At 34.2% G+C, this 19,894-nt stretch carries 22 protein-coding genes and 1 pseudogene; 10 read left to right on the top strand and 13 right to left on the bottom strand.

The features are described from left to right. Nucleotides 1-574: 574 nt before the first annotated feature. The 3 genes from lgt to OPR46_RS05420 form a co-directional block, all read right to left on the bottom strand. Nucleotides 575-1,366, bottom strand: coding sequence for a prolipoprotein diacylglyceryl transferase (gene lgt, locus OPR46_RS05430; protein WP_265043182.1), 792 nt, complete (start codon nucleotides 1,364-1,366; stop codon nucleotides 575-577). Between the two features lie 6 nt (nucleotides 1,367-1,372). Further along, entirely contained in the window at nucleotides 1,373-1,822 is a 450-nt protein-coding gene (smpB, locus tag OPR46_RS05425) for an SsrA-binding protein SmpB (RefSeq protein ID WP_007548863.1), read from the bottom strand. Between the two features lie 120 nt (nucleotides 1,823-1,942). Then, the gene (locus OPR46_RS05420) at nucleotides 1,943-3,793 is read right to left on the bottom strand and encodes an ankyrin repeat domain-containing protein (protein WP_265043181.1); all 1,851 of its coding nucleotides are present in this window, start codon (nucleotides 3,791-3,793) and stop codon (nucleotides 1,943-1,945) included. A gap of 68 nt (nucleotides 3,794-3,861) precedes the next feature. Here OPR46_RS05420 and OPR46_RS05415 point away from each other — a divergent pair, with 68 nt between their 5' ends. Next, a complete protein-coding gene (locus tag OPR46_RS05415; protein WP_265043180.1) occupies nucleotides 3,862-4,392 on the top strand; it encodes a Na+/H+ antiporter subunit E in 531 nt (176 codons plus the stop codon). On the opposite strand, the gene OPR46_RS05410 is transcribed toward OPR46_RS05415, so the two are convergent. Beyond that, complete coding sequence (locus tag OPR46_RS05410; RefSeq protein ID WP_006279382.1) at nucleotides 4,385-4,801, bottom strand: hypothetical protein; 417 nt, start codon at nucleotides 4,799-4,801, stop codon at nucleotides 4,385-4,387. The genes OPR46_RS05415 and OPR46_RS05410 overlap by 8 nt on opposite strands. A gap of 255 nt (nucleotides 4,802-5,056) precedes the next feature. Here OPR46_RS05410 and OPR46_RS05405 point away from each other — a divergent pair, with 255 nt between their 5' ends. Both OPR46_RS05405 and purN read left to right on the top strand, forming a co-directional pair. Further along, the gene (locus OPR46_RS05405; RefSeq protein WP_265043179.1) at nucleotides 5,057-5,194 is read left to right on the top strand and encodes a hypothetical protein; all 138 of its coding nucleotides are present in this window, start codon (nucleotides 5,057-5,059) and stop codon (nucleotides 5,192-5,194) included. Nucleotides 5,195-5,209: 15 nt separating this feature from the next. Further along, nucleotides 5,210-5,770, top strand: coding sequence for a phosphoribosylglycinamide formyltransferase (gene purN / locus OPR46_RS05400; protein ID WP_265043177.1), 561 nt, complete (start codon nucleotides 5,210-5,212; stop codon nucleotides 5,768-5,770). A 9-nt stretch (nucleotides 5,771-5,779) separates the two neighbouring features. On the opposite strand, the gene OPR46_RS05395 is transcribed toward purN, so the two are convergent. Genes OPR46_RS05395 through ribF form a run of 4 tightly spaced genes read right to left on the bottom strand, consistent with a single transcriptional unit; the run spans nucleotide 5,780 to nucleotide 9,858 of the window. Next, entirely contained in the window at nucleotides 5,780-7,099 is a 1,320-nt protein-coding gene (locus tag OPR46_RS05395; RefSeq protein WP_265043176.1) for a M16 family metallopeptidase, read from the bottom strand. After that, on the bottom strand, nucleotides 7,086-8,426 hold the full coding sequence (locus OPR46_RS05390; protein WP_265043175.1) for a M16 family metallopeptidase: 1,341 nt from the start codon (nucleotides 8,424-8,426) through the stop codon (nucleotides 7,086-7,088). The genes OPR46_RS05395 and OPR46_RS05390 overlap by 14 nt, the downstream gene beginning before the upstream one ends. A 29-nt stretch (nucleotides 8,427-8,455) precedes the next feature. Further along, nucleotides 8,456-8,932, bottom strand: a complete 477-nt coding sequence (gene lspA / locus OPR46_RS05385; protein WP_265043173.1) for a signal peptidase II — start codon at nucleotides 8,930-8,932, stop codon at nucleotides 8,456-8,458. Then, on the bottom strand, nucleotides 8,929-9,858 hold the full coding sequence (gene ribF, locus OPR46_RS05380) for a riboflavin biosynthesis protein RibF (RefSeq protein WP_265043172.1): 930 nt from the start codon (nucleotides 9,856-9,858) through the stop codon (nucleotides 8,929-8,931). The genes lspA and ribF overlap by 4 nt, the downstream gene beginning before the upstream one ends. A 68-nt stretch (nucleotides 9,859-9,926) precedes the next feature. On the opposite strand from ribF, the gene grxC reads away from it, so the two are divergent. The 5 genes from grxC to OPR46_RS05355 all read left to right on the top strand — a co-directional run bounded on the left by grxC (nucleotide 9,927) and on the right by OPR46_RS05355 (nucleotide 14,884). Continuing rightward, entirely contained in the window at nucleotides 9,927-10,265 is a 339-nt protein-coding gene (gene grxC, locus OPR46_RS05375) for a glutaredoxin 3 (RefSeq protein ID WP_265043170.1), read from the top strand. Nucleotides 10,266-10,380: 115 nt separating this feature from the next. After that, nucleotides 10,381-11,253, top strand: a complete 873-nt coding sequence (locus OPR46_RS05370; RefSeq protein ID WP_265043169.1) for a hypothetical protein — start codon at nucleotides 10,381-10,383, stop codon at nucleotides 11,251-11,253. Nucleotides 11,254-12,091: 838 nt separating this feature from the next. Continuing rightward, the gene (locus OPR46_RS05365) at nucleotides 12,092-12,691 is read left to right on the top strand and encodes a peroxiredoxin (RefSeq protein ID WP_265043167.1); all 600 of its coding nucleotides are present in this window, start codon (nucleotides 12,092-12,094) and stop codon (nucleotides 12,689-12,691) included. Next, nucleotides 12,678-13,616 (top strand): thioredoxin-disulfide reductase, encoded by a 939-nt coding sequence (gene trxB / locus OPR46_RS05360; protein ID WP_174516028.1) that lies wholly within the window; start codon nucleotides 12,678-12,680, stop codon nucleotides 13,614-13,616. The genes OPR46_RS05365 and trxB overlap by 14 nt, the downstream gene beginning before the upstream one ends. A gap of 89 nt (nucleotides 13,617-13,705) precedes the next feature. Next, entirely contained in the window at nucleotides 13,706-14,884 is a 1,179-nt protein-coding gene (locus tag OPR46_RS05355; protein ID WP_320109368.1) for an ankyrin repeat domain-containing protein, read from the top strand. Here OPR46_RS05355 and OPR46_RS05350 read toward each other — a convergent pair. Beyond that, nucleotides 14,859-15,026, bottom strand: a complete 168-nt coding sequence (locus OPR46_RS05350; RefSeq protein ID WP_265043166.1) for a hypothetical protein — start codon at nucleotides 15,024-15,026, stop codon at nucleotides 14,859-14,861. The two genes, OPR46_RS05355 and OPR46_RS05350, sit on opposite strands and share 26 nt — an antisense overlap. Nucleotides 15,027-15,054: 28 nt before the next feature. Here OPR46_RS05350 and OPR46_RS05345 point away from each other — a divergent pair, with 28 nt between their 5' ends. Further along, a complete protein-coding gene (locus tag OPR46_RS05345; protein ID WP_265043165.1) occupies nucleotides 15,055-15,327 on the top strand; it encodes a hypothetical protein in 273 nt (90 codons plus the stop codon). 144 nt (nucleotides 15,328-15,471) lie between these two features. On the opposite strand, the gene OPR46_RS05340 is transcribed toward OPR46_RS05345, so the two are convergent. The 3 genes from OPR46_RS05340 to OPR46_RS05330 are packed head-to-tail and all read right to left on the bottom strand — an operon-like array spanning nucleotide 15,472 to nucleotide 18,885. After that, nucleotides 15,472-16,401 carry a tyrosine recombinase XerC gene (locus OPR46_RS05340; RefSeq protein WP_265043164.1) on the bottom strand — a complete coding sequence of 310 codons (930 nt, stop codon included), beginning with the start codon at nucleotides 16,399-16,401 and terminating at the stop codon, nucleotides 15,472-15,474. Between the two features lie 2 nt (nucleotides 16,402-16,403). After that, the gene (gene lpdA, locus OPR46_RS05335; protein ID WP_265043163.1) at nucleotides 16,404-17,783 is read right to left on the bottom strand and encodes a dihydrolipoyl dehydrogenase; all 1,380 of its coding nucleotides are present in this window, start codon (nucleotides 17,781-17,783) and stop codon (nucleotides 16,404-16,406) included. After that, entirely contained in the window at nucleotides 17,776-18,885 is a 1,110-nt protein-coding gene (locus OPR46_RS05330; protein WP_265043162.1) for an outer membrane protein assembly factor BamB family protein, read from the bottom strand. The genes lpdA and OPR46_RS05330 overlap by 8 nt, the downstream gene beginning before the upstream one ends. A 359-nt stretch (nucleotides 18,886-19,244) precedes the next feature. Between OPR46_RS05330 and OPR46_RS07050 the strand changes: the two are divergent. Then, nucleotides 19,245-19,777, top strand: a pseudogene (locus OPR46_RS07050) (transposase); the annotation flags it as partial. Here OPR46_RS07050 and OPR46_RS05320 read toward each other — a convergent pair. Further along, nucleotides 19,747-19,893: a hypothetical protein gene (locus tag OPR46_RS05320; RefSeq protein ID WP_265043161.1), complete on the bottom strand. Its 147-nt coding sequence runs from the start codon at nucleotides 19,891-19,893 to the stop codon at nucleotides 19,747-19,749. The pseudogene OPR46_RS07050 and the gene OPR46_RS05320 overlap by 31 nt on opposite strands. Nucleotide 19,894: the final 1 nt, after the last annotated feature.

The following is a 19,894-nucleotide window of genomic DNA, read 5'->3' as shown; positions in this document are numbered from 1 at the left end:
CGCTACTTATGAAAGGCTAACTATAATTAGGATTATAAGCAACTTATTGAAAATCTTGTTTTTTTTTTGCAATCAATCTGATCAAATTTAAGAATAGTATAGCTCTTTTTACAATAATCCGAACAGACCGTAATATGCTACTGGCCTGCTATAGCCATAAACACATATCTTATCGCATTCGGACTATTATAAGAAAGGCTATATAAGCAACTTATTGAAAAGCTTGTTTTTTTGCAATCAATCTGATTAAATTTAAGAATAGTAATTTGTTATTTATATTAATAAATTTAATTCTATTGAAAATAGCTAAAGCATTGAAATTCTTGAATTTTAGCCAGATTAGTGAGTGGTAGTGAAATTTCTTTTACTCAAATTTAGGTATTCACTGACCGTTCTTGTTATAAATACCAGAATAATAAGCTACTGATATTCTCCACCTTTTTTATCTTTAATCCATCATAGCTAGCGATGCAACAAAGCCCACCGATTCATTCTACTGCAACGCAGAAAATTCGTACAATTGTGCATAATGTGGGGCTTCTGGCTACATTTTTCTATTGAACTCACCTTTTCTCTATGTGACAGATTTCGTATTAAATTTTAAATTTAATACGCCTAGATATACAAGCATTCCTAGCAAAACCATAGGTATAGAAAGCAACTGCCCCATAGTTAAATCAAGCCACAAATAGCCAATTTGATAGTCTGGTTCGCGAAAAAACTCAACGAAAAAACGTGCTATTCCATACCACATAACTGCAATACCAGTTAACGCACCGTGATACAGTCTTATTCTAGTTAAGAAAAACAGTGAATTTGCAACTGCAAAAAGTAGCAGTCCTTCAAAAAGTGCCTCATAAAGCTGGCTTGGATGATGCAGCAAATTATCACCACTCTCTGGAAATACCATACCCCATGGCATAGTTGTAACTCTGCCAAATAACTCTCCGTTTATAAAATTGCCTATGCGACCTAAAAATAAACCTATGGGAACTCCGCAAGAAACTAGGTCCAGTGCATAAAATATAGGAATGTTATGTCTTCTGCAGGAGATTATTACTGCAAGTAAAACTCCTATAGCACCGCCATGAAATGACATCCCTCCTTCCCAGGTCTTCAATATCTCGATAGGGTTGCTTATATAAAGAACTGGATCATATATCAATACGTAGCCAAGTCTACCTCCAAGGATAATACCTACAATAGTGGCTGTTAATAACGAATCGTAAAAATTCTTAGTAAATATTTTTTGGTCATCTAGCCTATGTAAATACCAATATGCAAACACTATACCCAAAACGTAGGCTAAGGAATACCAATATATAGAAACAGGACCGATGCTGAAAATTACTGGATTTAAAGACATATTTTGCTATAAATTATTTTTAGACAATCTACTTTTTTCACGATCCCACTCTCTCTGTTTTATGGTTGCTCTCTTATCGTAGAGTTTTTTTCCTTTTACAATGGCAATTTTAGTTTTTGCAAATCCTTTATCGTTAAAATAGACCGAAAGCGGCACAACAGTTATCCCAGCAGTCTTGATTTGACCAATTAGTTTATTTATCTCCTTTTTATGCAAGAGTAATTTACGTTCCCTTTTTGGTTTATGATTTTTTCGGTTCGCAGCTTTATATTCTGCAATATGCATATTGTGCAGCCATACTTCGCTATTCTTTTCAACAACGTAGGCGTCGGAAATATTTACTTTTCTTTCTCTTAGCGATTTAACTTCACTGCTTAATAAGACCATACCCGCTTCAAATTCTTCTAAGATGAAATATTCAAACCTTGCTTTCCTATTTTCTGCAATAACTTCCATATTTAAAGATATCTTTAAGCTTCAATATATTACAGAGTTTTTGACTTAATTCATAATAAAACAGTTATCCCAATAAATATAAGGTGCCAGGCTAGTCTGATGGCAACAGGATAACAAAAATCAAGTAAGTACTTCTTTTGCCTTTCCAGATACAAGTTCCTGCTTTACTCCTTTCATTTCAGTTTTAGGCTTTGACATTATATATTGACCAGCACCAACTATGAGCGCAGATCCTGCAGCTAGTCCAATTATTGCTGGTACAGATAGGGCAGTAGCAAATGCAAGTGCAACACCAACTATCACTGCAGTTACAAAACACACAATAACACCTTTTACAATTGCATTTTTTGCAGATTGTTCTTTTTCTTTCACAATTGCATTTTTTCCAACCTGTTTTTCTTCCTTTTTCTCTGGAAGCTGCATTACATCTTTATTTTCAGTCAGATCCTTTGGCGTTTTTTTATTCTCATTTTTTAACGTTTGCTTTTTTTCCGCTTCCTCTAAAAGCTGAATTATACCTTGATCTTTAGTGAGGTCTCTTGGCGTTTTTCCATCAACATCTTTTAATGAAGGGTCTGCTCCAGCTTCTAGCAGAACTTTTACTATACCTCCGTGGCCATTTTTAGCAGCAAGATGTAAAGGAGTACGTCTATCACCATTTTTTGCCTTAACCTTTGCTCCTTTTGCGATTAGAGTTTTTACTATATCTTCGTGGCCATTTTCAGCAGCAACATGCAAAGGAGTCCATCTATCAGCATCCTTTATATTAACATCTGCTTTCTCAACTAGAATTTTTACTACCTCTATGTGGTTATTTTCAGCAGCAAGATGTAAAGCAGTACATCTATCATCATTTTCTGCATTAACCTTTGCTCCTTTTTTGATTAGAATGTCTACTACATCTTTATGGCCCTCTCTGGCTGCAAGATGTAAAGGAGTCTCGTCCACAATACCTTCTGCATTAACATTTGCTCCTTTTGCAATGAGAGTTTTTACTACATCTTCGCAGCTCTCTCTGGCAGCAAGATGTAAAGGAGTACATCCATCATCATCTTTTTCATTAACGTTTACTCCTTTATTTGATAGGTTTTTCACCTCCTCCTCATTATTATGTTTAACAGCTGAATGCAAAGCTTTGATGTTCTCTTGTGCCTTTAATAGAGCTTCTTTTACCGCTTTATGGCCTTTTTGAGAAGCAAATGTTAAAGGAGTCCATTTATAATGATCTTTCGCATTAACATCTGCTCCTTTTTCAATTAGAGTTTCTACTATATCTTCGCGGCCATTTGCAGCAGCAAGATGTAAAGGAGTCCACCCATCACTATTTTTTGCATCAACGTTGATTCCTTCTGCTTTTGATAGAACTTGTACTATCTCTTTGTGGCCATTTATAATAGCAAGATGTAAAGGAGCCCATCCTTTATCATTTTCTGCATTAACATTTGCTCCTTTTCCAATTAGAGTGTTTACTACATTTTCGTGGTTCTCTTCAACAGCAAAATGTAAAGAAGTCCATCCATCACCATTTTTTGCATCAACAATTGCTCCTTTTCCAGTTAGAATGGTTACTACATCTTCGTGGCCATAGTGAGCAGCAATATGTAAAGGAGTAATTTTATTATCATGTTCTGCATTAATATCTGCCCCGTTTTCAATCAGAGCTTTTGCTACATTTGCACAGTTCCAATAAGAAGCAAGATGTAACAATTTGACTTCCTTAGAGTTTTGACCACGAGAGATAGTAAATATGTAATTTATGCCAGATCCACTATCATTGTCAGGTTTACTCTTTTCCCACTCTTGACATAAATCTGGATCTTCTTCTTGTAACTTAGCTTTTATTTTTTCAACTATATTGTCCTTGCTCAAATCTGAAAGGTCATTTATTTTTTTTAATATTTCCATAAATTTATCATATTCCATAACTTCCTCACTTAAAATATATAACTTGGTTGTTATATATTTTAACATAGAAGTCAAGAACCTAAATATTCGTTATTATCTTTCCTTAAAGAGTCATTTTAGTTATATTACAGACTATGAAAAACCTCAACTTTAGGAAGGAAATCAAATTTTTTTCTCTGTCGTTTATAATTTTATTTGTTCTATGGACTGTATTGTCTGGTTATTTTGAACCGTTTTTTATTTTTTGTGGAGTGTTTTCCTCTATATTCACATCGTTTATCTTTAGAAGGTTGATAAACGCTGAAAGAGCTCTTAGCCAGATTTTAAATAGTACGAGTAGACTGTCGTTTTATAAGTTAGTAAGTTATATACCATGGTTAATGTACCAAATCATTTTATCAAGTGTTTATGTAACAAAAAAGGTGCTACAACTCAAATCTAAGCTTGAGCCGATTATTATTCTCAAGAAATGCAAAGGGCATAATGATGAAAGCATTGCGTTATTTGCCAATTCAGTCACAATCACTCCCGGAACTTTAACTATCAATGTTGAAAGCAAGCAAAAAACGTATTTGTCTACCATATGCTTGATAGATAAAAACCTTGAAAGCGGCATTTCTGAAATAGAAAACAAAATCTTAAAAATACTACGTTCAGTTAAGTAATTGCTTTAAATAAGTTAACAGCATCCTTATATTCCCTTACAAGACTTTCAAGCATTTCTTTTGGAAGGCTATTATTAACAATAGAACATAAATAATTATATAAATCTTCTAACCTTAATATGTTATTTCTCTTCTTGCTGTTAAATTTATACGGAAAAATACCTTCCATAACTTCAATAGTAGTAGCCTTGTTTAAAAATACATTTTCACTTGTCACGCTTATTCTTGCTAAAACAGTGTTAATTTCAGGTTCGTCACTCGTATAAAAATCTGATAGCTGAGTTATTCTAATAACGTACAAAGTTACTATTTTTGACAAGCAATTATCAGCATATTCACAATTTTTTATTACCTCCCACTGAGTAACCTGAGATTTACCTATTTTTGCATTGTTCGGTAATTTACTCATTGAACTTTCTCCATTTAATCTAGTGTAATAAATTATACTAATACTTTGTTAAATAAATAATAACGCGATTACAAAAATATATACTTATAGTGGTATATTATACAAAAATAGCACAATATCTAAGCATTAAAGCTAGTTTTAGCTGGGTACATGGGGCTATTCGTTATTTTGTGTTATCCAGTGAGGTCCAAAATTAGAGGTCCACTTATATAAAGAGTTTAGTCTGCCTTCTTTGCTATAAAATAAGTTTTCCTTTTGAGCTGTTTTGTTAGTATTATAGCTCTTTTTACAATAATCCGAACAGACCGTAATATGCTACTGGCCTGCTATAGCCATAAACACATATCTTATCGCATTCGGACTATTATAAGAAAGGCTATAACTAAATTATAAACTAACTGTGCTATAATGAAAAAGATAAAACTCGGAATACTAATTTCAGGTAGGGGATCGAATATGCAGGCCTTAATAGAAGCATGTCAAGATCAGAATTTTCCCGCAGAAGTTGCATGTGTTATCACAAATAATAGCGAAGCTGCTGGTCTGAAAACAGCAGAGCAAGCAGGAATCCCAGCGTTTATTGTTAAAGATAAACCACTTGATGCTGATAAAATTCACAAAATACTTGTTCAACAGAAGGTTGATTTAATTTGCCTTGCAGGATTTATGAGAATTCTCAAAGCTGATTTTCTGAGTAAATGGCATAACAAGGTGATAAATATTCATCCCTCTTTACTTCCGTCTTTTAAAGGTCTAAACGCTCAAGAGCAAGCTCTAAAAGCAGGTGTAAAAATTACAGGTTGTACTGTACATTATGTCACTCCTGAAGTTGATGCTGGAGCCGTAATTGCTCAAGTTGCTGTGCCAGTGCTACCAAATGATGATGTTCAAAGCCTTTCAGAACGCATTCTAGCTGAGGAGCATAAGTGTTATGTAGAAGCAGTAAGGTCAATAGCAGAAGATATATGACTGTAATAATTATTGACCTTGAGCGTTTTTTCCAACTTCAACAAAAAATAAATTTTCAGGTTCCAGTAAAGAACTTGCCAGTTCGTTTACTTCCTCTAATTTAACATCATTAATGATATTCGCATAATTATTTATACGGTTAACATCACGATCATTTATCTGCATATTATCTAGCAGCGTTGCTGTATTTGTGTTATTGGACAGGAAAAGGACAAGATTATTTACCAAGCCAATTTTTGCATCCTTGAACAATTGTTCGTCAATTCCTTGCTTTTTTATTCTGCTAAATGTATCTTTTACTGCTGATATAGCTTTGCCAGCAGTAGAACTATCAGTACTTATAAATCCAGATATAATATTTCCATGTTTATTGGAAATAATACTTGCATAAACACCATAAGTAATACCCAAGTTTTGCCTCAGTTCTGTCATTAATATTGAATTCAGCCTCATGCCACCAAGTGCATCAATTAAGACACCAGCGTTATAATAATTAGGATCTTCATAAGCTATACCTTTTTGAGCAAAAAGTATCACACTCTGTGGTATATCCATAAAAATATTCTTACTTTCTGCAGAACCAAAATTATTTTTTACAGGTATTTTTCTAACTTTTGATCTTTTTGACGGCAATTTAGATAAATATTTATCTAATAGCGTAATAATTTCTTCTTTTTTTGTACAACCAGCAACACTGATAACTGTGTTATCTTTAGCAAAATTACGCTTTATGTATGTTAAAACATCGTCTCTAGTAATGCTCATTATAGTATCAAGAGTACCGTACACACTTTTTGAGTAAGGATGTTTTTTAAACAATAACGCATCTAATTCTTTTCCAGCAACAAAATAAGGATTTTTTTCAAGATTATTAAAATCAACTTTGGCTTTCTCGAAAACTCTATTCAACCCTTCAGGGTCAACTTTAGGACGCATTATAGTATCGCTCAGTAATGAAATTGCTTCCTCTAGATTGTCAGACAAAGTATTTAATGAAACCCTAAATGCTTCTAAATCAGCAATAAAATTTAAACTAATCCCTTTATCTTCAAGCTTTTTCGCAAAATCTTTGGCATCATTTTTTCCTGCCCCTTCTTGGATTACAAGAGAAGTAAACCAAGCAAGCCCCTGTTTTTCCTTATTCTCATACACATAACCTGCATCCTTGAACGATATATTTAGTGAAACTTTTGGCAAATCATGATTTTCTACAAATAAAAACTTAAATCCTTTACGGGTAGTGACCTCCTCTATATTTAGGTTACCACTTGCTTGTAAATTAAAGCCTAGACAGAAAAAAAATAGAAATATAATTTTACTTATTCTCATTATTATCTCCTTTTGGTAATAAACGACCAATTAACTTATTAGCAGAAAAAATAGCACGGATTTTATTATTTACATCCTCTAGATTGACATCATTAATCTTGCTATATGAAATATCTATTTCATCAAGTGGAATACCAAGTGCAAGGTGTGGCACATAGAACATCGCTATATGAGTTAAGTCAGATAGATTATCAAACTGTGCTGCCTTATACCTATATTTTGAGCTTTGTAATTCCTCGCTCGTCACCCCTTTAGATACGAAGCCATTAATAGCATTATCTAACTCTCTTTCAACAATATCTAAATTAGCGCCACTTTTTGGAATTATCATAATATCAATGTAGCCATCACTAAAAGCTAGGCTATTATAATAAGCAAACACTGATACTGCGACATCTTTATCTAAAACCAAATCTTTATACAGTTTGCTGGATTTGCCGCCACCTAAAATGTCAACCGCTAAATGAGCAGCAGAGGCTTCATTTATGTGATCAAATAAGGGAACACGATAACGAAAATATAAAACTGATTCTTTTACTTCAGTACTCTCTAAGGTCACCGATAGACCTGCATTATGCACTGGATCCTGATTTGGGTAATTTCTCATTACAGGCTTAGCTTTAATTTCGCCATATTTTTCTTCTGCTAATTTCACTACTTTATCAAACTCCACATCACCCACAATCAGCAATATTGCATTACCAGGGTGATAATAACTATCGTGAAACCTCACTATGTCATCCTGATTGTAAGTTTTGATATCGCTCTCCCAGCCGATAACAGACCTACCATAGCCAGTACGGTAAAATGCACTATCCATTTCTTCCCATAACAAGTTATGAGGTTGGTTATTAAATCTCATCTTTCTTTCTTCTAATACGATGTTTTTTTCTCTATCTATTTTGTCTTGAGTAACATTAAAGCTGCCCATTCTATCTGCTTCAACTTCCATTGCAAGTGGTAAATCTTTTTTGGGGATCAACTCAAAATAACAGGTATATTCTTTAGTGGTAAATGCGTTAAATTGAGCCCCAATGCTACTCATAGTGGCTTCTATATCTGTGAACTTCCCTGTAGTTTCAAACATTAAATGTTCAAAGTAGTGAGCCAATCCTGCTTTGCCGATTGGATCATCCATTCCCCCAACTTTGTATATTACTGCATGTAAAACGGCTGGAATCCGATGATTAGAAACAACATAAACATCTAGCCCGTTACTGAGTTTAGTATATTTTATGTTGTGCTCTATGTTTAAAGCATTCGAAGAAATTGGGTAAGTAAAAAAAAGTACAGGTAGTATAAGAAAACTAAAAAACTTATGAAGCATTATTTCGACCTAATATAAAAACAATTATTTTATTCCTCATTTTGTTTAGAAATAAGCATATCGTATATATACCACTTATATAACAATGTAAACATTCCACAAACTATAGATAAATCTGCTAAATTAAAGGCTGGCCAATACCAATCATCAATATGAAAATATATGAAATCATATACAGCTCCCCAATAGATCCTATCAACTACGTTTCCGATTGCTCCACCAATCATCAGAGAAAAACCAAGGTAAGTTGACTGATCGTCAGACTTGTATATCAAATATGCAAGTATACCAATTATTAGTATTGAAAATGCTGAAAAAAAGAAACCGCCATGTGGTAAAGCGCTACACATTCCAAAACTAATACCTGAATTCCAAACTTCAACTAGTTTTATAAAACTAGCGATCTCAATTGATTCTCCTTCATCAATCAATGAGTTTATGTACAATTTGCTCGTTCGGTCAATCAATACTATGATTAATATAACAACTAAGCATAACTTTTTCATAAATTTGCCTTTAACCCATAAACTTTAAGTATATCATAATTTATCTGTTTTGTTAACTCCTCAATACTATGGAATTTTTTTTCTGACCTTATGAATTTTAAAAGTTGTATATTGACTTTATGACTATATACGTCTTCATCAAAATCGAATATGTGCATTTCTATTATAGGCTTTTTCAGATCCTTAAAAGTAGGTCTCATACCAATATTGACTACTCCATATAACCAATTTGGATTACTATCAGGAAAAGTCACTCTAGCGTAATATGTGCCAAACTTAGGTTTTATCATGCAATCTTCTATAGTAATATTTATGGTTGGAAATCCTATTTCTCTACCTCTACATGCACCTTTTGTCACAACACCAGAAACTTGATAAGGCCTGCCGAGCAATTTATTAGCAATTTCTATTTCGCCCCTTTGTACATACTCCCTTATTGAAGAAGAGCAAATTTTGCCGTCAATTGTTAATGGCTCTAATTTAGTCAAAGAGTATCCATATATTTCAGAATATTTCTCTAGAGTTAATATATTACCCAATCGTTTATGACCAAAAGTGCAATTTTCTCCGACAATTATGTGTTTAGCGCCATATTTATCTATTAAAATCTCACTGATAAAGTCATCGCAGCTAACCTCAGAAAAACCTCTATTAAAATTAATAATATATAAGTAATCTATACCATAGCTGCTGATTAGTTCCTTTTTTTGTTCTTGGTCTATTAACCTAAAATTGTTTCTACCAAATAAAACAGTTGATGGGTGAGGCTCAAAAGTTAAAACTGCAGAGGGTAATCCTCTTTCTTGTGCTACCTTCTTTAGAGTAGAAATTGCAAACTCGTGTCCTAAATGAATGCCATCGAAATTTCCGAAGGTTAGTGCTATATTATTTTCTATTCCTTGCTCACAATTATAAATAATTTTCATACAATTTGATGTTTTTACATGTTTCTTATATACAATAACTATATTTTAGTAAGCTACGGAGATAAATTGTGAAAAATGTTGTGATATATCTAAAGAAGGGCTGTCCATACTGCATAAGGGCAAAGGATTTACTAGATAAAAAAGGTGTGAAGTATGAAGAAATTGATGTGCTCAAAAACTCAGATCTATTTAACGACATAAAATCAAAGTATAACGTTAGAACAGTTCCACAGATTTTTATCAACGATAAGCACATTGGGGGGTGTGACAAATTGATGGATCTTGAAAAAGAAGGAAAGTTGGATGATATGCTAAATAATAATGACAATCACACTGATGTCACAACCTACACAAACAGCAATGATGAATGTGGAGAGTGTGTTATACCACATGATGATTTTATGTAACTTTTTATCTTGTTTTGTCGTGTAATACGTAAATGAAAACTAGTATGCTCACTTTAAACAATTCTTAATGAATTAAAAATACAATTCATTCAGTGAGTTTTTTTAGTGGGAAAAAATGACAAAAAATATTTCAATTATTAGCAGAAACTTAATTAGTATCGAATTAGTTAACAAACAAGATTTAGAGAATTTCATCAAGATTTTCACAGTGCTTGATAAACATATAGCAGCTAAAACACTTTTTACAGAAGAAGTGAGAATAGAGTATAAACAACACAACGGCATAGAAGTTGTTGAATTGCTAAAAGATACAGACTTTACATATCATGAGGTTGAAAATGTATTGAACCACCTGAGTAAACATGGAATGAAGGTGCCCAGCAGTGTTATAGCACACACCCTTTTTGCTGCATACAATCATGCACTTGAATTTAAGGATGTAGCATTTTCCTTTTCTGAAGGCTCTCCACAATTTAACATCAGAGTGAGTAAGAACACCTTCATAATAACTCCTATGAGTGAGGAAAATTTGGAATTGAATTCACAAAGTAGCAAGAAATTAATAGAGTCGTTACAGAGCGAAAAAAATATTTATGATTGTATAGTAGAAGAAAATACCATTAAAGTTATAGTGCATTCTGAAATACATCAAGCTATAAATTTGATTATAAAATCACTGATAAAGTCTCGCCTTTTAGCAAAAGAGGAAGAAGGAAAATTCAAAGAGAAATTGAGACAACTTGCTTTTAAGGATCAAGCTTTTGTTGAGTATTCCAGTATCAAAACCATCAGTAGGTATCCACATAATCATCCTCTGAGAAAGCATGAAAGTGTTACTAAGGATATAGAAAATATTTTATGTGATTTCATAGCAAATGAGAATAGCGAGTTCGCTGTAGAGCGGTTAAATAGGCTGAGCTCAGCAGTTTCTCCGGATACTCCAAGAATCATCACTAAAACTATAGATAAACTTGTTAAGTTTCACTAAGATATACGAGAGCCAATAGACTTCTTGTATTACCTTTTGTCATCCAAGTAGCCAAGGCTACTTGGTTCTTTTTTTGGGTTCCAGCTATGTACATAGCTGTATGAACATTGTAGCCGTTATTCAAGTAGCCCGCAGAAGCGAAAAGCTTACTTGACAAACTCCGCCAACTCCCTTATCATGAAACTGAAGCTATTTATTTATCTTATCTGTACAGATTAAATGACAAAAAAACTCACGTATCTGGCGTCTCATGTTTAATTTTTTGCACTATGTGCACCTTATGTCTTTATAAAACTTCTAGGTTTTTACCTAATATAAGCTAAAATGCGCTATTTAAAACATAAAAAAACGCCAACTTAAAAAATGGATAGTGAGTAATTAGCTACCCTAGGGTTTCTTTTGCCTTTTTTTCTGTTTAGTAAATTTCTTGATGTTTATAATTTAGATTAGTTGCGGCTTAAAAGCAACTGAATCGCGGTTATTAAACGTTTAGAATAAAAAAACGCCATACTTGAAAGTATAATGTAAGTAATTAGCCAACCACGGGGCTTCTTTTGCCTTTTTTTTCGTTTGGCAAATTTTTTAACATTTATAGCTAAACGACAACCGTCATCCCGCTACTTGTGAGCGGCTGAGATACCGTGGCGGTATGACGGTTCGCGGTGGCATGACGTAGAATTTTATACTCACCAACTCAGTATTCCAACCTGGATTGTATCTTATCGGTAAAAAAGAAGAGCTATTTTAGGAAGTTTTTATAGGACTAAAACCAAAGAAAACTTGCATATAAGTTTATCAAGATGTAAAATTAAAGTTATTTTAAAAGAATAGGTTAATTATGAATCTTGTAACAAAATCTGCTATCGATTTTACTGCTTCATCTGTTCTCTCTGACGGAGAAATTGTTGATGATTTCTGTCTGAGTAAGCGCATAAAAAATAAGTATGCTGTCCTTTTTTTCTATCCACTTGATTTTACTTTTGTTTGCCCAACTGAATTGATATCGCTCAATAATAGAATAAATGAGTTTGCAAAGCGTGGTGTTGAAGTGATAGGAATAAGTGTAGATTCAAAATTTTCACATTATAAATGGCGAAACACTCCAGTTAATGATGGTGGTATTGGAGAGATTAGCTACACTTTAGTGTCTGATATCAAAAAGTCTATATCAAGAGACTATGGGGTCTTATATGATGACTCAATTGCGCTGAGAGCAACTTTCGTTATTGATGATAAATTTATTGTACGTCATCAATCGATAAATGATTTGCCTTTAGGGCGTAATATCGATGAATTCGTTAGAATCGTTGATGCAATTAAACATAATGAGGAGCATGGTGAAGTATGTCCAGCAGGGTGGAAGAAAGGTAAGCCAGCAATGCATGCAAGCGATGAAGGAGTAGCTGATTATCTAAACTCATACAGTGAAGAATTATAAATTTAGTACAAAAGTTCTTATTATTGGATCTGGGGCAGCGGGTTATGCTGCCGCTATATATGCAGCACGTGCAAACTTAGAGCCAATTGTAGTAACGGGAATGCAGCCTGGTGGTCAGCTTACAATTACTACAGATGTTGAAAACTATCCTGGTTTTGTTTCAATACAGGGTCCAGAACTAATGGAGCAAATGAGGTTGCATGCAGAAAAGGTTGGAGCAAAAATAATAGATGATGAGATAAAAAGCGTTGAACAACTTGAGGACTTTAATGAGTATAGATTTAGATCTTCTGGTAATATCAATGACTACTATTCAGATGCAATTATCATTGCATCTGGTGCGCAAGCGAAGTGGCTTGGTTTAGAAAGTGAAAAGAAATTTCAGGGTTATGGGGTTTCAGCTTGTGCGACTTGCGATGGTGCATTTTTTAGGAATAAAGTTGTAGCTGTGATTGGTGGTGGAAACACTGCTGTTGAAGAAGCAATATTTTTAACTCGGTTTGCTAAAGAAGTGATATTAATACACAGGCGTGATAAATTAAGAGCGGAAAAAGTAATGCAAGATAGGCTCTTTAAAAATGATAAAATAAAAGTAATGTGGAACCATACCGTAGAGCAGATTCTTGGAGAAGAAAATCCAAAAAGGGTTGCTGGTATTGCGATTAAATCAGCAGAAACCCAAGAATTAAAAGTGGATGGAGTGTTCATTGCAATCGGGCATGCACCAAATGCGGGTATTTTTAAAGGCTTTGTTGAAATGGATGAGCAGGGTTACATCATTACAAAACCTGGAACAACTTTAACTAGTAGGGCAGGAGTGTTTGCTGCAGGTGATGTTCAAGATAAGGTATATCGTCAAGCAGTAGTTGCAGCAGGAACAGGATGCATGGCTGCGCTTGATGCAGAAAAGTTTTTGGAGTCGTAGTTAATTCTAGGATTTTAGATAAATTGCTTGCAATTTTCCTTTTCTTTTACATAATTATATTAGTAAATCATTAATAAAGAGGGTTTAGTATCCCTTATAGAAACGGTGTAGCATATTATAGAGCTTATGGAGGTGGTGATAACACGGCATCGCAAGCTCGAAATCCGACAACTTCAAGACAGCTAAGTGAATCAACAAAACAGCTATTTAAGGCTATTAATGATGGAAACCTAGAAGATTTTAAAGAAGCTCTGGCAGAGGGTGCGGATGTTAATGCGTTTGATAAAGAAGGCATGACACCTTTGATGTCCATAGTTACTAATTTGTCTGCAGGCTCTGAAACAGAAAAAGAATATCAGAATATGATTAGGTTGCTCCTACTGCACCGGAGCATAGATGTTAATATTTCTGAACAAAATAATAACAATACAGTTTTGCATCTAGCAATGTGCTTTCAACAAAAGAAAACTTTACAACTCTTACTAAGTCATCCAAACATAAACACTTATCTAACCAATAAAAACTATCAAAATCCTGAGGAATGTGCTAGACAAAATCGTGCTGGGCATTTGATAATAGAAATACAAAAAGCACAGAAAGGAAAAGAATTATTAGCTGCTCTTTCTAGCGGAAATATTTGCCAAGCGAAAACACTGTTGAATCAAGAGCTTCATCCTAATTGCTGGAGAAGAACCCAAGATGGAAGAATAAAAACACCACTTAGCTTAATTATTCGATTATGTTTACGAACGATAACAGAAGATGAAAAAGAAGTATTGACAAAACTTTTAAAACATAAAGACCTAGATTTTAGTTACGAGCAGTATGCACAATTAAAGCAAACAATTGAACAAGCTATCACAGAGCGATTAACCGGTACTATTAATAAAAAAGATTTAGATGATGTAAAAAAATTAGTAGAAGATAATGACTTCATGAATTATGCAATTATTATTGCTGCATGGAGAAATGTTAATAATCCAATCGAGTCTATTGTAAATTATCTAAATGAAAAATTTCCTGCAAATACATTACAACCTTTGGCAAGTACGAATGATATACCGGTAGGTTCTGAGCAAGTTATACAAGAACTTAAAGGTGAACTTGAAAGAACGAAAGCTCAACTCATAGAAAAAGAACGAGAGCTGGATAGGGTCGTACGCGAAAGAACGAGAGGCATTGACAAAATTTCACAGTTAGAAGAAGATTTAAGGCAGGAAAAATCGGCTCAAAAAACAAAAATCAATGATCTAAATAGTGAAGTATAGCCTTTCTTATAATAGTCCGAATGCGATAAGATATGTGTTTATGGCTATAGCAGGCCAGTAGCATATTACGGTCTGTTCGGATTATTGTAAAAAGAGCTATAACTCGACTTAATAGAATTGTGTGTGGAAGAGCAAGCGACACTGTCGAAATTTCACGATTAAAAAGAGATTTGAAACAAGTAAGGGAAGAAAGAGATAGGCTTTTATCAGAAAATAGACTGCTCCGTAGTAATAAAAACGAAAAATCCTCGCAAGCAATTTCTTCTGGTAGAAAACTAAGCAACTACGCTTCTGCATGTTTTATATTGCTTGGAGTATTTATAGCTCTTTTTACAATAATCCGAACAGACCGTAATATGCTACTGGCCTGCTATAGCCATAAACACATATCTTATCGCATTCGGACTATTATAAGAAAGGTTATACTGTTGTTGCATGTTTAGTAATAGAAGATTATCCAGGGATAATAAGTGCTTTCTTTACAGCAGTTGCACTGGCTTTTTTTTATTAGGATGTTGTAATTTATATAAAGCAAACACAATACTTAGTGATGTTGAAAGCACTCAGCTTGGTGGTTTAGAACGAAGTTAAAGTTTTGATTTCTTCTCCAGGCCCTGCTGAAAATTTTTGTACATGTTAAAAACATCTTGATAATTGAGGTGAGTGTAAATTTGAGTGGTTTCCAGGCTTGAGTGACCAAGCAGTTGTTGTATTGATCTTATGTCAATATCTTCCTGAAGCAAATGAGTAGCAAAACTATGGCGAAATGCATGTGGAGATAAAATTTCTGGTAAATTTAACATTCTCCTTATTTTTTGCAAACGATTGGCCACATAAGTTCTTCCCAATTTTTTTCCTCTTACTCCCAAAAAAAGATATTGTGCTTCATCATTAATGCCAAGATAAGGACAGGCTTTTACATATTCCTGTATACATTTTTTTACTACCGGAAGAATGAATACCTGCCTTTGTTTATCTCCCTTACCTGTTACTATTAAACTTTCATTGTTAATATCACTAACCCTAAGGTTCAACGCTTCACTGATTCTTAAGCCTGTACCATATAGCAGGACGGTAATTGCAATTTCTCTTTTTATCACCCAAGGTTCGCCCAGGTCGGATAGTTTCATTTCTTTCAATAAAGTTTTTATATTAGGTATTGATAATGCTTTGGGCAGAGTTCTTCTCTGAATTGGCCTTGATAAGGAAAATACAGCTTCATTGTCTATATTGTGGTTATTTTTTATGTACTTGAAGAAATTTCTGATTACTGAGAGTGCTCGAGTGTTAGATCTTGCATTCACACCTCTTGCGTAACGAGAGGTAAGCCAACTTCTTAACTCAGGTATGCTTAAATTTTTCAGAGTACCAACATTTACTTCTCCACCAATGTGAGTATTTAGGAAACTTATAAGATCCTTCAAGTCCCTCATGTATGACTCTAAAGTGTTTGGTGAATAAGATCTGTTACACCTCAGCCACTCATACCATTTTTCAATGATTGAACCGAGGTCCACAATTATTTTTTAAAGAAAGCATCGATGCACGCATCTCGAAAGGCTTCATTTATATCAGGATGAGAGTGACAAATTCTGTATATATCCTCTGCTGCTGCACCATATGCCATTGCAACCGATGCTTCGTTGATTAGCGTATCAGCGTATGCTCCTATGATATGCACACCTAGTATTGTATCTGCTCTGCTACAAGTCAGCACTTTCACGAATCCTTCAGCATCATCAGTGATTTTTGCTCTGCCGTTTGCAGCAAATTGACATTTACCAACTTTGTACTTACGGCCAGCATTTTTGAGTTCCTCTTCGGTTTTACCAATCGAAGAAACCGCAGGGTGAGTGTAAATGACAGATGGTATGATTCCATAATCAACGTGAGGTGACTGTCCTGCTATTATCTCTGCAACTGCCACTCCTTCTTCCTCTGCTTTATGAGCAAGCATTGCTCCACCGATCACATCACCAATAGCAAATATTCCTTTCACATTAGTTTCATATCTGTTGTTAACTTGAACGAAACCGCGATTATCTTTTTCTATTTTTTCATCAATACCAAGATTCTCAGTGCATGGTTTGCGTCCTGCTGCCACCAATACCTTATCCGCCTCTATAGTGTTTGTTTGATTATCTTTTACAGAGCAAACTTTCACACTCAAAGAATTACTACTTTGTTTTATCTCCTCAACTTTAGTGCTAAGTAAAAATTTTATTCCTTGTCTTTGTAGACTAGAAAGTAGAGACTTACTTAATTCTCCATCCATTGCTGCAGCGATTCTGTCAAAAAATTCTACTACAGTGACTTCAGACCCTAGCCTCCTCCATACAGAAGACATTTCAAGCCCTATTGCCCCAGCTCCGATTACGACAAGTTTTTTTGGTACTTCAGTTAAAGATAGTGCACCGGTGGAAGAAATAATGTCTTTCTCATCGATATTAATTCCTGGCAAAGAAATAACGTCAGAACCGGTTGCAATTACTATATTTTTTGTCTTCAGCACCTTACCTTCAACTGAAACTTCAAGATTACCTTGGTCAAAAGAAGCAAGCCCATTGATTTTAGTGATTTTGTGAAGGTTAAACAGATATTCTATACCTTTTCCAAGTTCCTGAACTCTGGCGTCCTTATAACCTAGCATTTCTTTTAAATCGAAACTTGCGTCCTTAATTTTTATGCCAAGCTTCGACAGATCATTTTTCGTGTGAGCATACTGATAGGAAGAATGGAGCAATGCTTTGGAGGGTATGCACCCAACTCTGAGGCATGTGCCACCAAAAATGCTATTTTTATCTATACAGGCAACTTTCAATCCAAGTTTTGCAGCAGCGATAGCACACTTATAGCCTCCTGGGCCACCACCTATAACAATTAAATCATAATCAGTCATAAAAAACAAACCTATTTTCTAAAGAATAAACACCTTTTCCCTCAGTTGTTACATATATCTTATTGCGAGTAAACACTGGAGTGTGAAACACATTACCAGGTACTTTTACTACCTTTCCTGCACTTTCAGATCCCGGAAAAGCAAACATCGAACTTTTATTGCTTGTCACCCACAGTGTATGGGCATGCATAATTGGAGCAAATAGTTGCGTATTTTCTATTAAATCAGATGCCCAGACTATTTCTCCATTTTTTATATCCAGGCCAATTATTTTATCATCTTTAGTAACTATAAAAATTCTTCCGCCTTCTTTTTGCTCCTTTGGAGGAATAAGAGGACTGTAATATGATTCAATGTCTGATACACTTTTTACTTGCAGTGACTTTGACCATAAAATATTTCCTGATTTTACGTCAATACCATAAATATAAGAATTATTTGTAGCTATTAAAGTATCGCCAAGCACTCTTGGTGTAGTAGTTACATCTGTGAGCTGTGTATCCAAAAGGTTTGTAGCCAATTTTTGGCTCCACAATTTTTTACCGTCTTCATTAAAAGCTATTAACTCACCATTTGAAAATGGTGCTATTATTTTATCATTAGAAATTGCTGGCGATATGGAATACAAACCTCGAACCTCATTGATGCCGTTTTGATAAGTCCAAACGAAGCTGCCATCTTTTATATCAAACACGTACAGATAATTATCAATAGTCAATACTACCAATTTATTGTTTATTACTGCTGCTTTCCCTCTTACTTGAGCTCTCAATTCTTTTTCCCACTGAATCTCGCCGGTTTTTGCATCTATTGTGTGTAGAACGTTATCCACTATAAAGAAAACGTTTCCTCTGTGACGCAATAGACTCATGTTACTAATTTTTTTTCTGTGTGAGAGGTGTAATTTCCAATTCATAGCTCTTGAGTTATCAATATCAAAGGAATATAAAGCGCCGTGCTTGTCTGATAAAATAACGCTATTTTCTGTAAGCACTGGAGCTACATATCCTTGAGATAGTTTTTTATCCACTAGACTTATTCTCTCGCTTGCCATTGTGTAACTGCTACACAATAACATTATCATGACAATTATTACTTTCATTATTTATTGAAAACAAGATTCATTAATATACATCTTAAGAACCTTAATTACAACGGAAATGTTCTTGCTGCATGTTAAAAACGTTGATTTATGAACGAAATATTATATTATTATGTGAGATAATGTATACTCTTGGAGGTAGTACACCTCATCCACTATGCGGCAACGTGCATAGCTGTACGAACATTGAGATATAAAAGTAATTTATACCAAGAAGAAAGATGTCATCCAAATAGCCTCTTTTCCTGTCATCCCAGTGCTTGACACTGGGATGACTCTGTTGCATCGCAACTGAAAAAATCTGGTGGCTACTGACAAAATTCATTATAAAATAGCCATTTAACCGCTTAAGGAAAAATATGCCACAAAAAATGAGAGTTAGTAACTGCCATGAATATAACAAATTTCTAGAAAAAAGAGGAAATATTTTTCGTTACATCGATAAAGCTATCGAAAATTGGTATGAAAATAGTCCAAAAATGCAGGGAGGCAACTATATTTATAGTGATAAAGTTGTGATTTTAGTGCATATAATCGTTAATCTTTTTAGAATTGGCTTAAGACAAACAGTCGGGTTTATAAAAGGGTATTTGCAACAAATAGGAAGAGATTTGGCAGTTATCAGCTATTCGCAAGCTTCAAAAAAAACTTAATATTAAGATCAATGATTGCAGAAAATAATATGGAAGATATCGAAATTGCCATAGATAGCACAAGCATCAGCATTTATAACAACACACAGCAAGGAAAATAGCGCTGATAGAAAATATCGTGGCTATGAACAGACAAGAAAATTGCATGTAATGTTGAATATAAACAGCAAAAAAGCCATAGCTGCAAAATACAGTAACGGTCTGATCACTATGGAGCTTGCGATTTACTTAAAGGAGTTATAGCCTTTCTTATAATAGTCCGAATGCGATAAGATATGTGTTTATGGCTATAGCAGGCCAGTAGCATATTACGGTCTGTTCGGATTATTGTAAAAAGAGCTATAATTTTCAGCATG

Origin of the sequence: Wolbachia endosymbiont (group A) of Scambus nigricans (assembly GCF_947251485.1) — a bacterium.
GTDB classification, from domain to species: Bacteria; Pseudomonadota; Alphaproteobacteria; order Rickettsiales; family Anaplasmataceae; genus Wolbachia; species Wolbachia pipientis.
This window is presented reverse-complemented; position numbering and strand designations above follow the sequence as displayed.

Coding starts and splice junctions, on each gene's coding strand:
- OPR46_RS05420 (WP_265043181.1), bottom strand. CDS start 3,793: ATGTTAAAATATATAACAACCAAGTTATATATTTTAAGTGAGGAAGTT.
- OPR46_RS05330 (WP_265043162.1), bottom strand. CDS start 18,885: ATGAAAGTAATAATTGTCATGATAATGTTATTGTGTAGCAGTTACACA.
- smpB (WP_007548863.1), bottom strand. CDS start 1,822: ATGGAAGTTATTGCAGAAAATAGGAAAGCAAGGTTTGAATATTTCATC.
- OPR46_RS05365 (WP_265043167.1), top strand. CDS start 12,092: ATGAATCTTGTAACAAAATCTGCTATCGATTTTACTGCTTCATCTGTT.
- OPR46_RS05395 (WP_265043176.1), bottom strand. CDS start 7,099: ATGAGAATAAGTAAAATTATATTTCTATTTTTTTTCTGTCTAGGCTTT.
- OPR46_RS05410 (WP_006279382.1), bottom strand. CDS start 4,801: ATGAGTAAATTACCGAACAATGCAAAAATAGGTAAATCTCAGGTTACT.
- OPR46_RS05370 (WP_265043169.1), top strand. CDS start 10,381: ATGACAAAAAATATTTCAATTATTAGCAGAAACTTAATTAGTATCGAA.
- OPR46_RS05415 (WP_265043180.1), top strand. CDS start 3,862: ATGAAAAACCTCAACTTTAGGAAGGAAATCAAATTTTTTTCTCTGTCG.
- lspA (WP_265043173.1), bottom strand. CDS start 8,932: ATGAAAAAGTTATGCTTAGTTGTTATATTAATCATAGTATTGATTGAC.
- OPR46_RS05320 (WP_265043161.1), bottom strand. CDS start 19,893: ATGCTGAAAATTATAGCTCTTTTTACAATAATCCGAACAGACCGTAAT.
- lpdA (WP_265043163.1), bottom strand. CDS start 17,783: ATGACTGATTATGATTTAATTGTTATAGGTGGTGGCCCAGGAGGCTAT.
- purN (WP_265043177.1), top strand. CDS start 5,210: ATGAAAAAGATAAAACTCGGAATACTAATTTCAGGTAGGGGATCGAAT.
- lgt (WP_265043182.1), bottom strand. CDS start 1,366: ATGTCTTTAAATCCAGTAATTTTCAGCATCGGTCCTGTTTCTATATAT.
- OPR46_RS05390 (WP_265043175.1), bottom strand. CDS start 8,426: ATGCTTCATAAGTTTTTTAGTTTTCTTATACTACCTGTACTTTTTTTT.
- ribF (WP_265043172.1), bottom strand. CDS start 9,858: ATGAAAATTATTTATAATTGTGAGCAAGGAATAGAAAATAATATAGCA.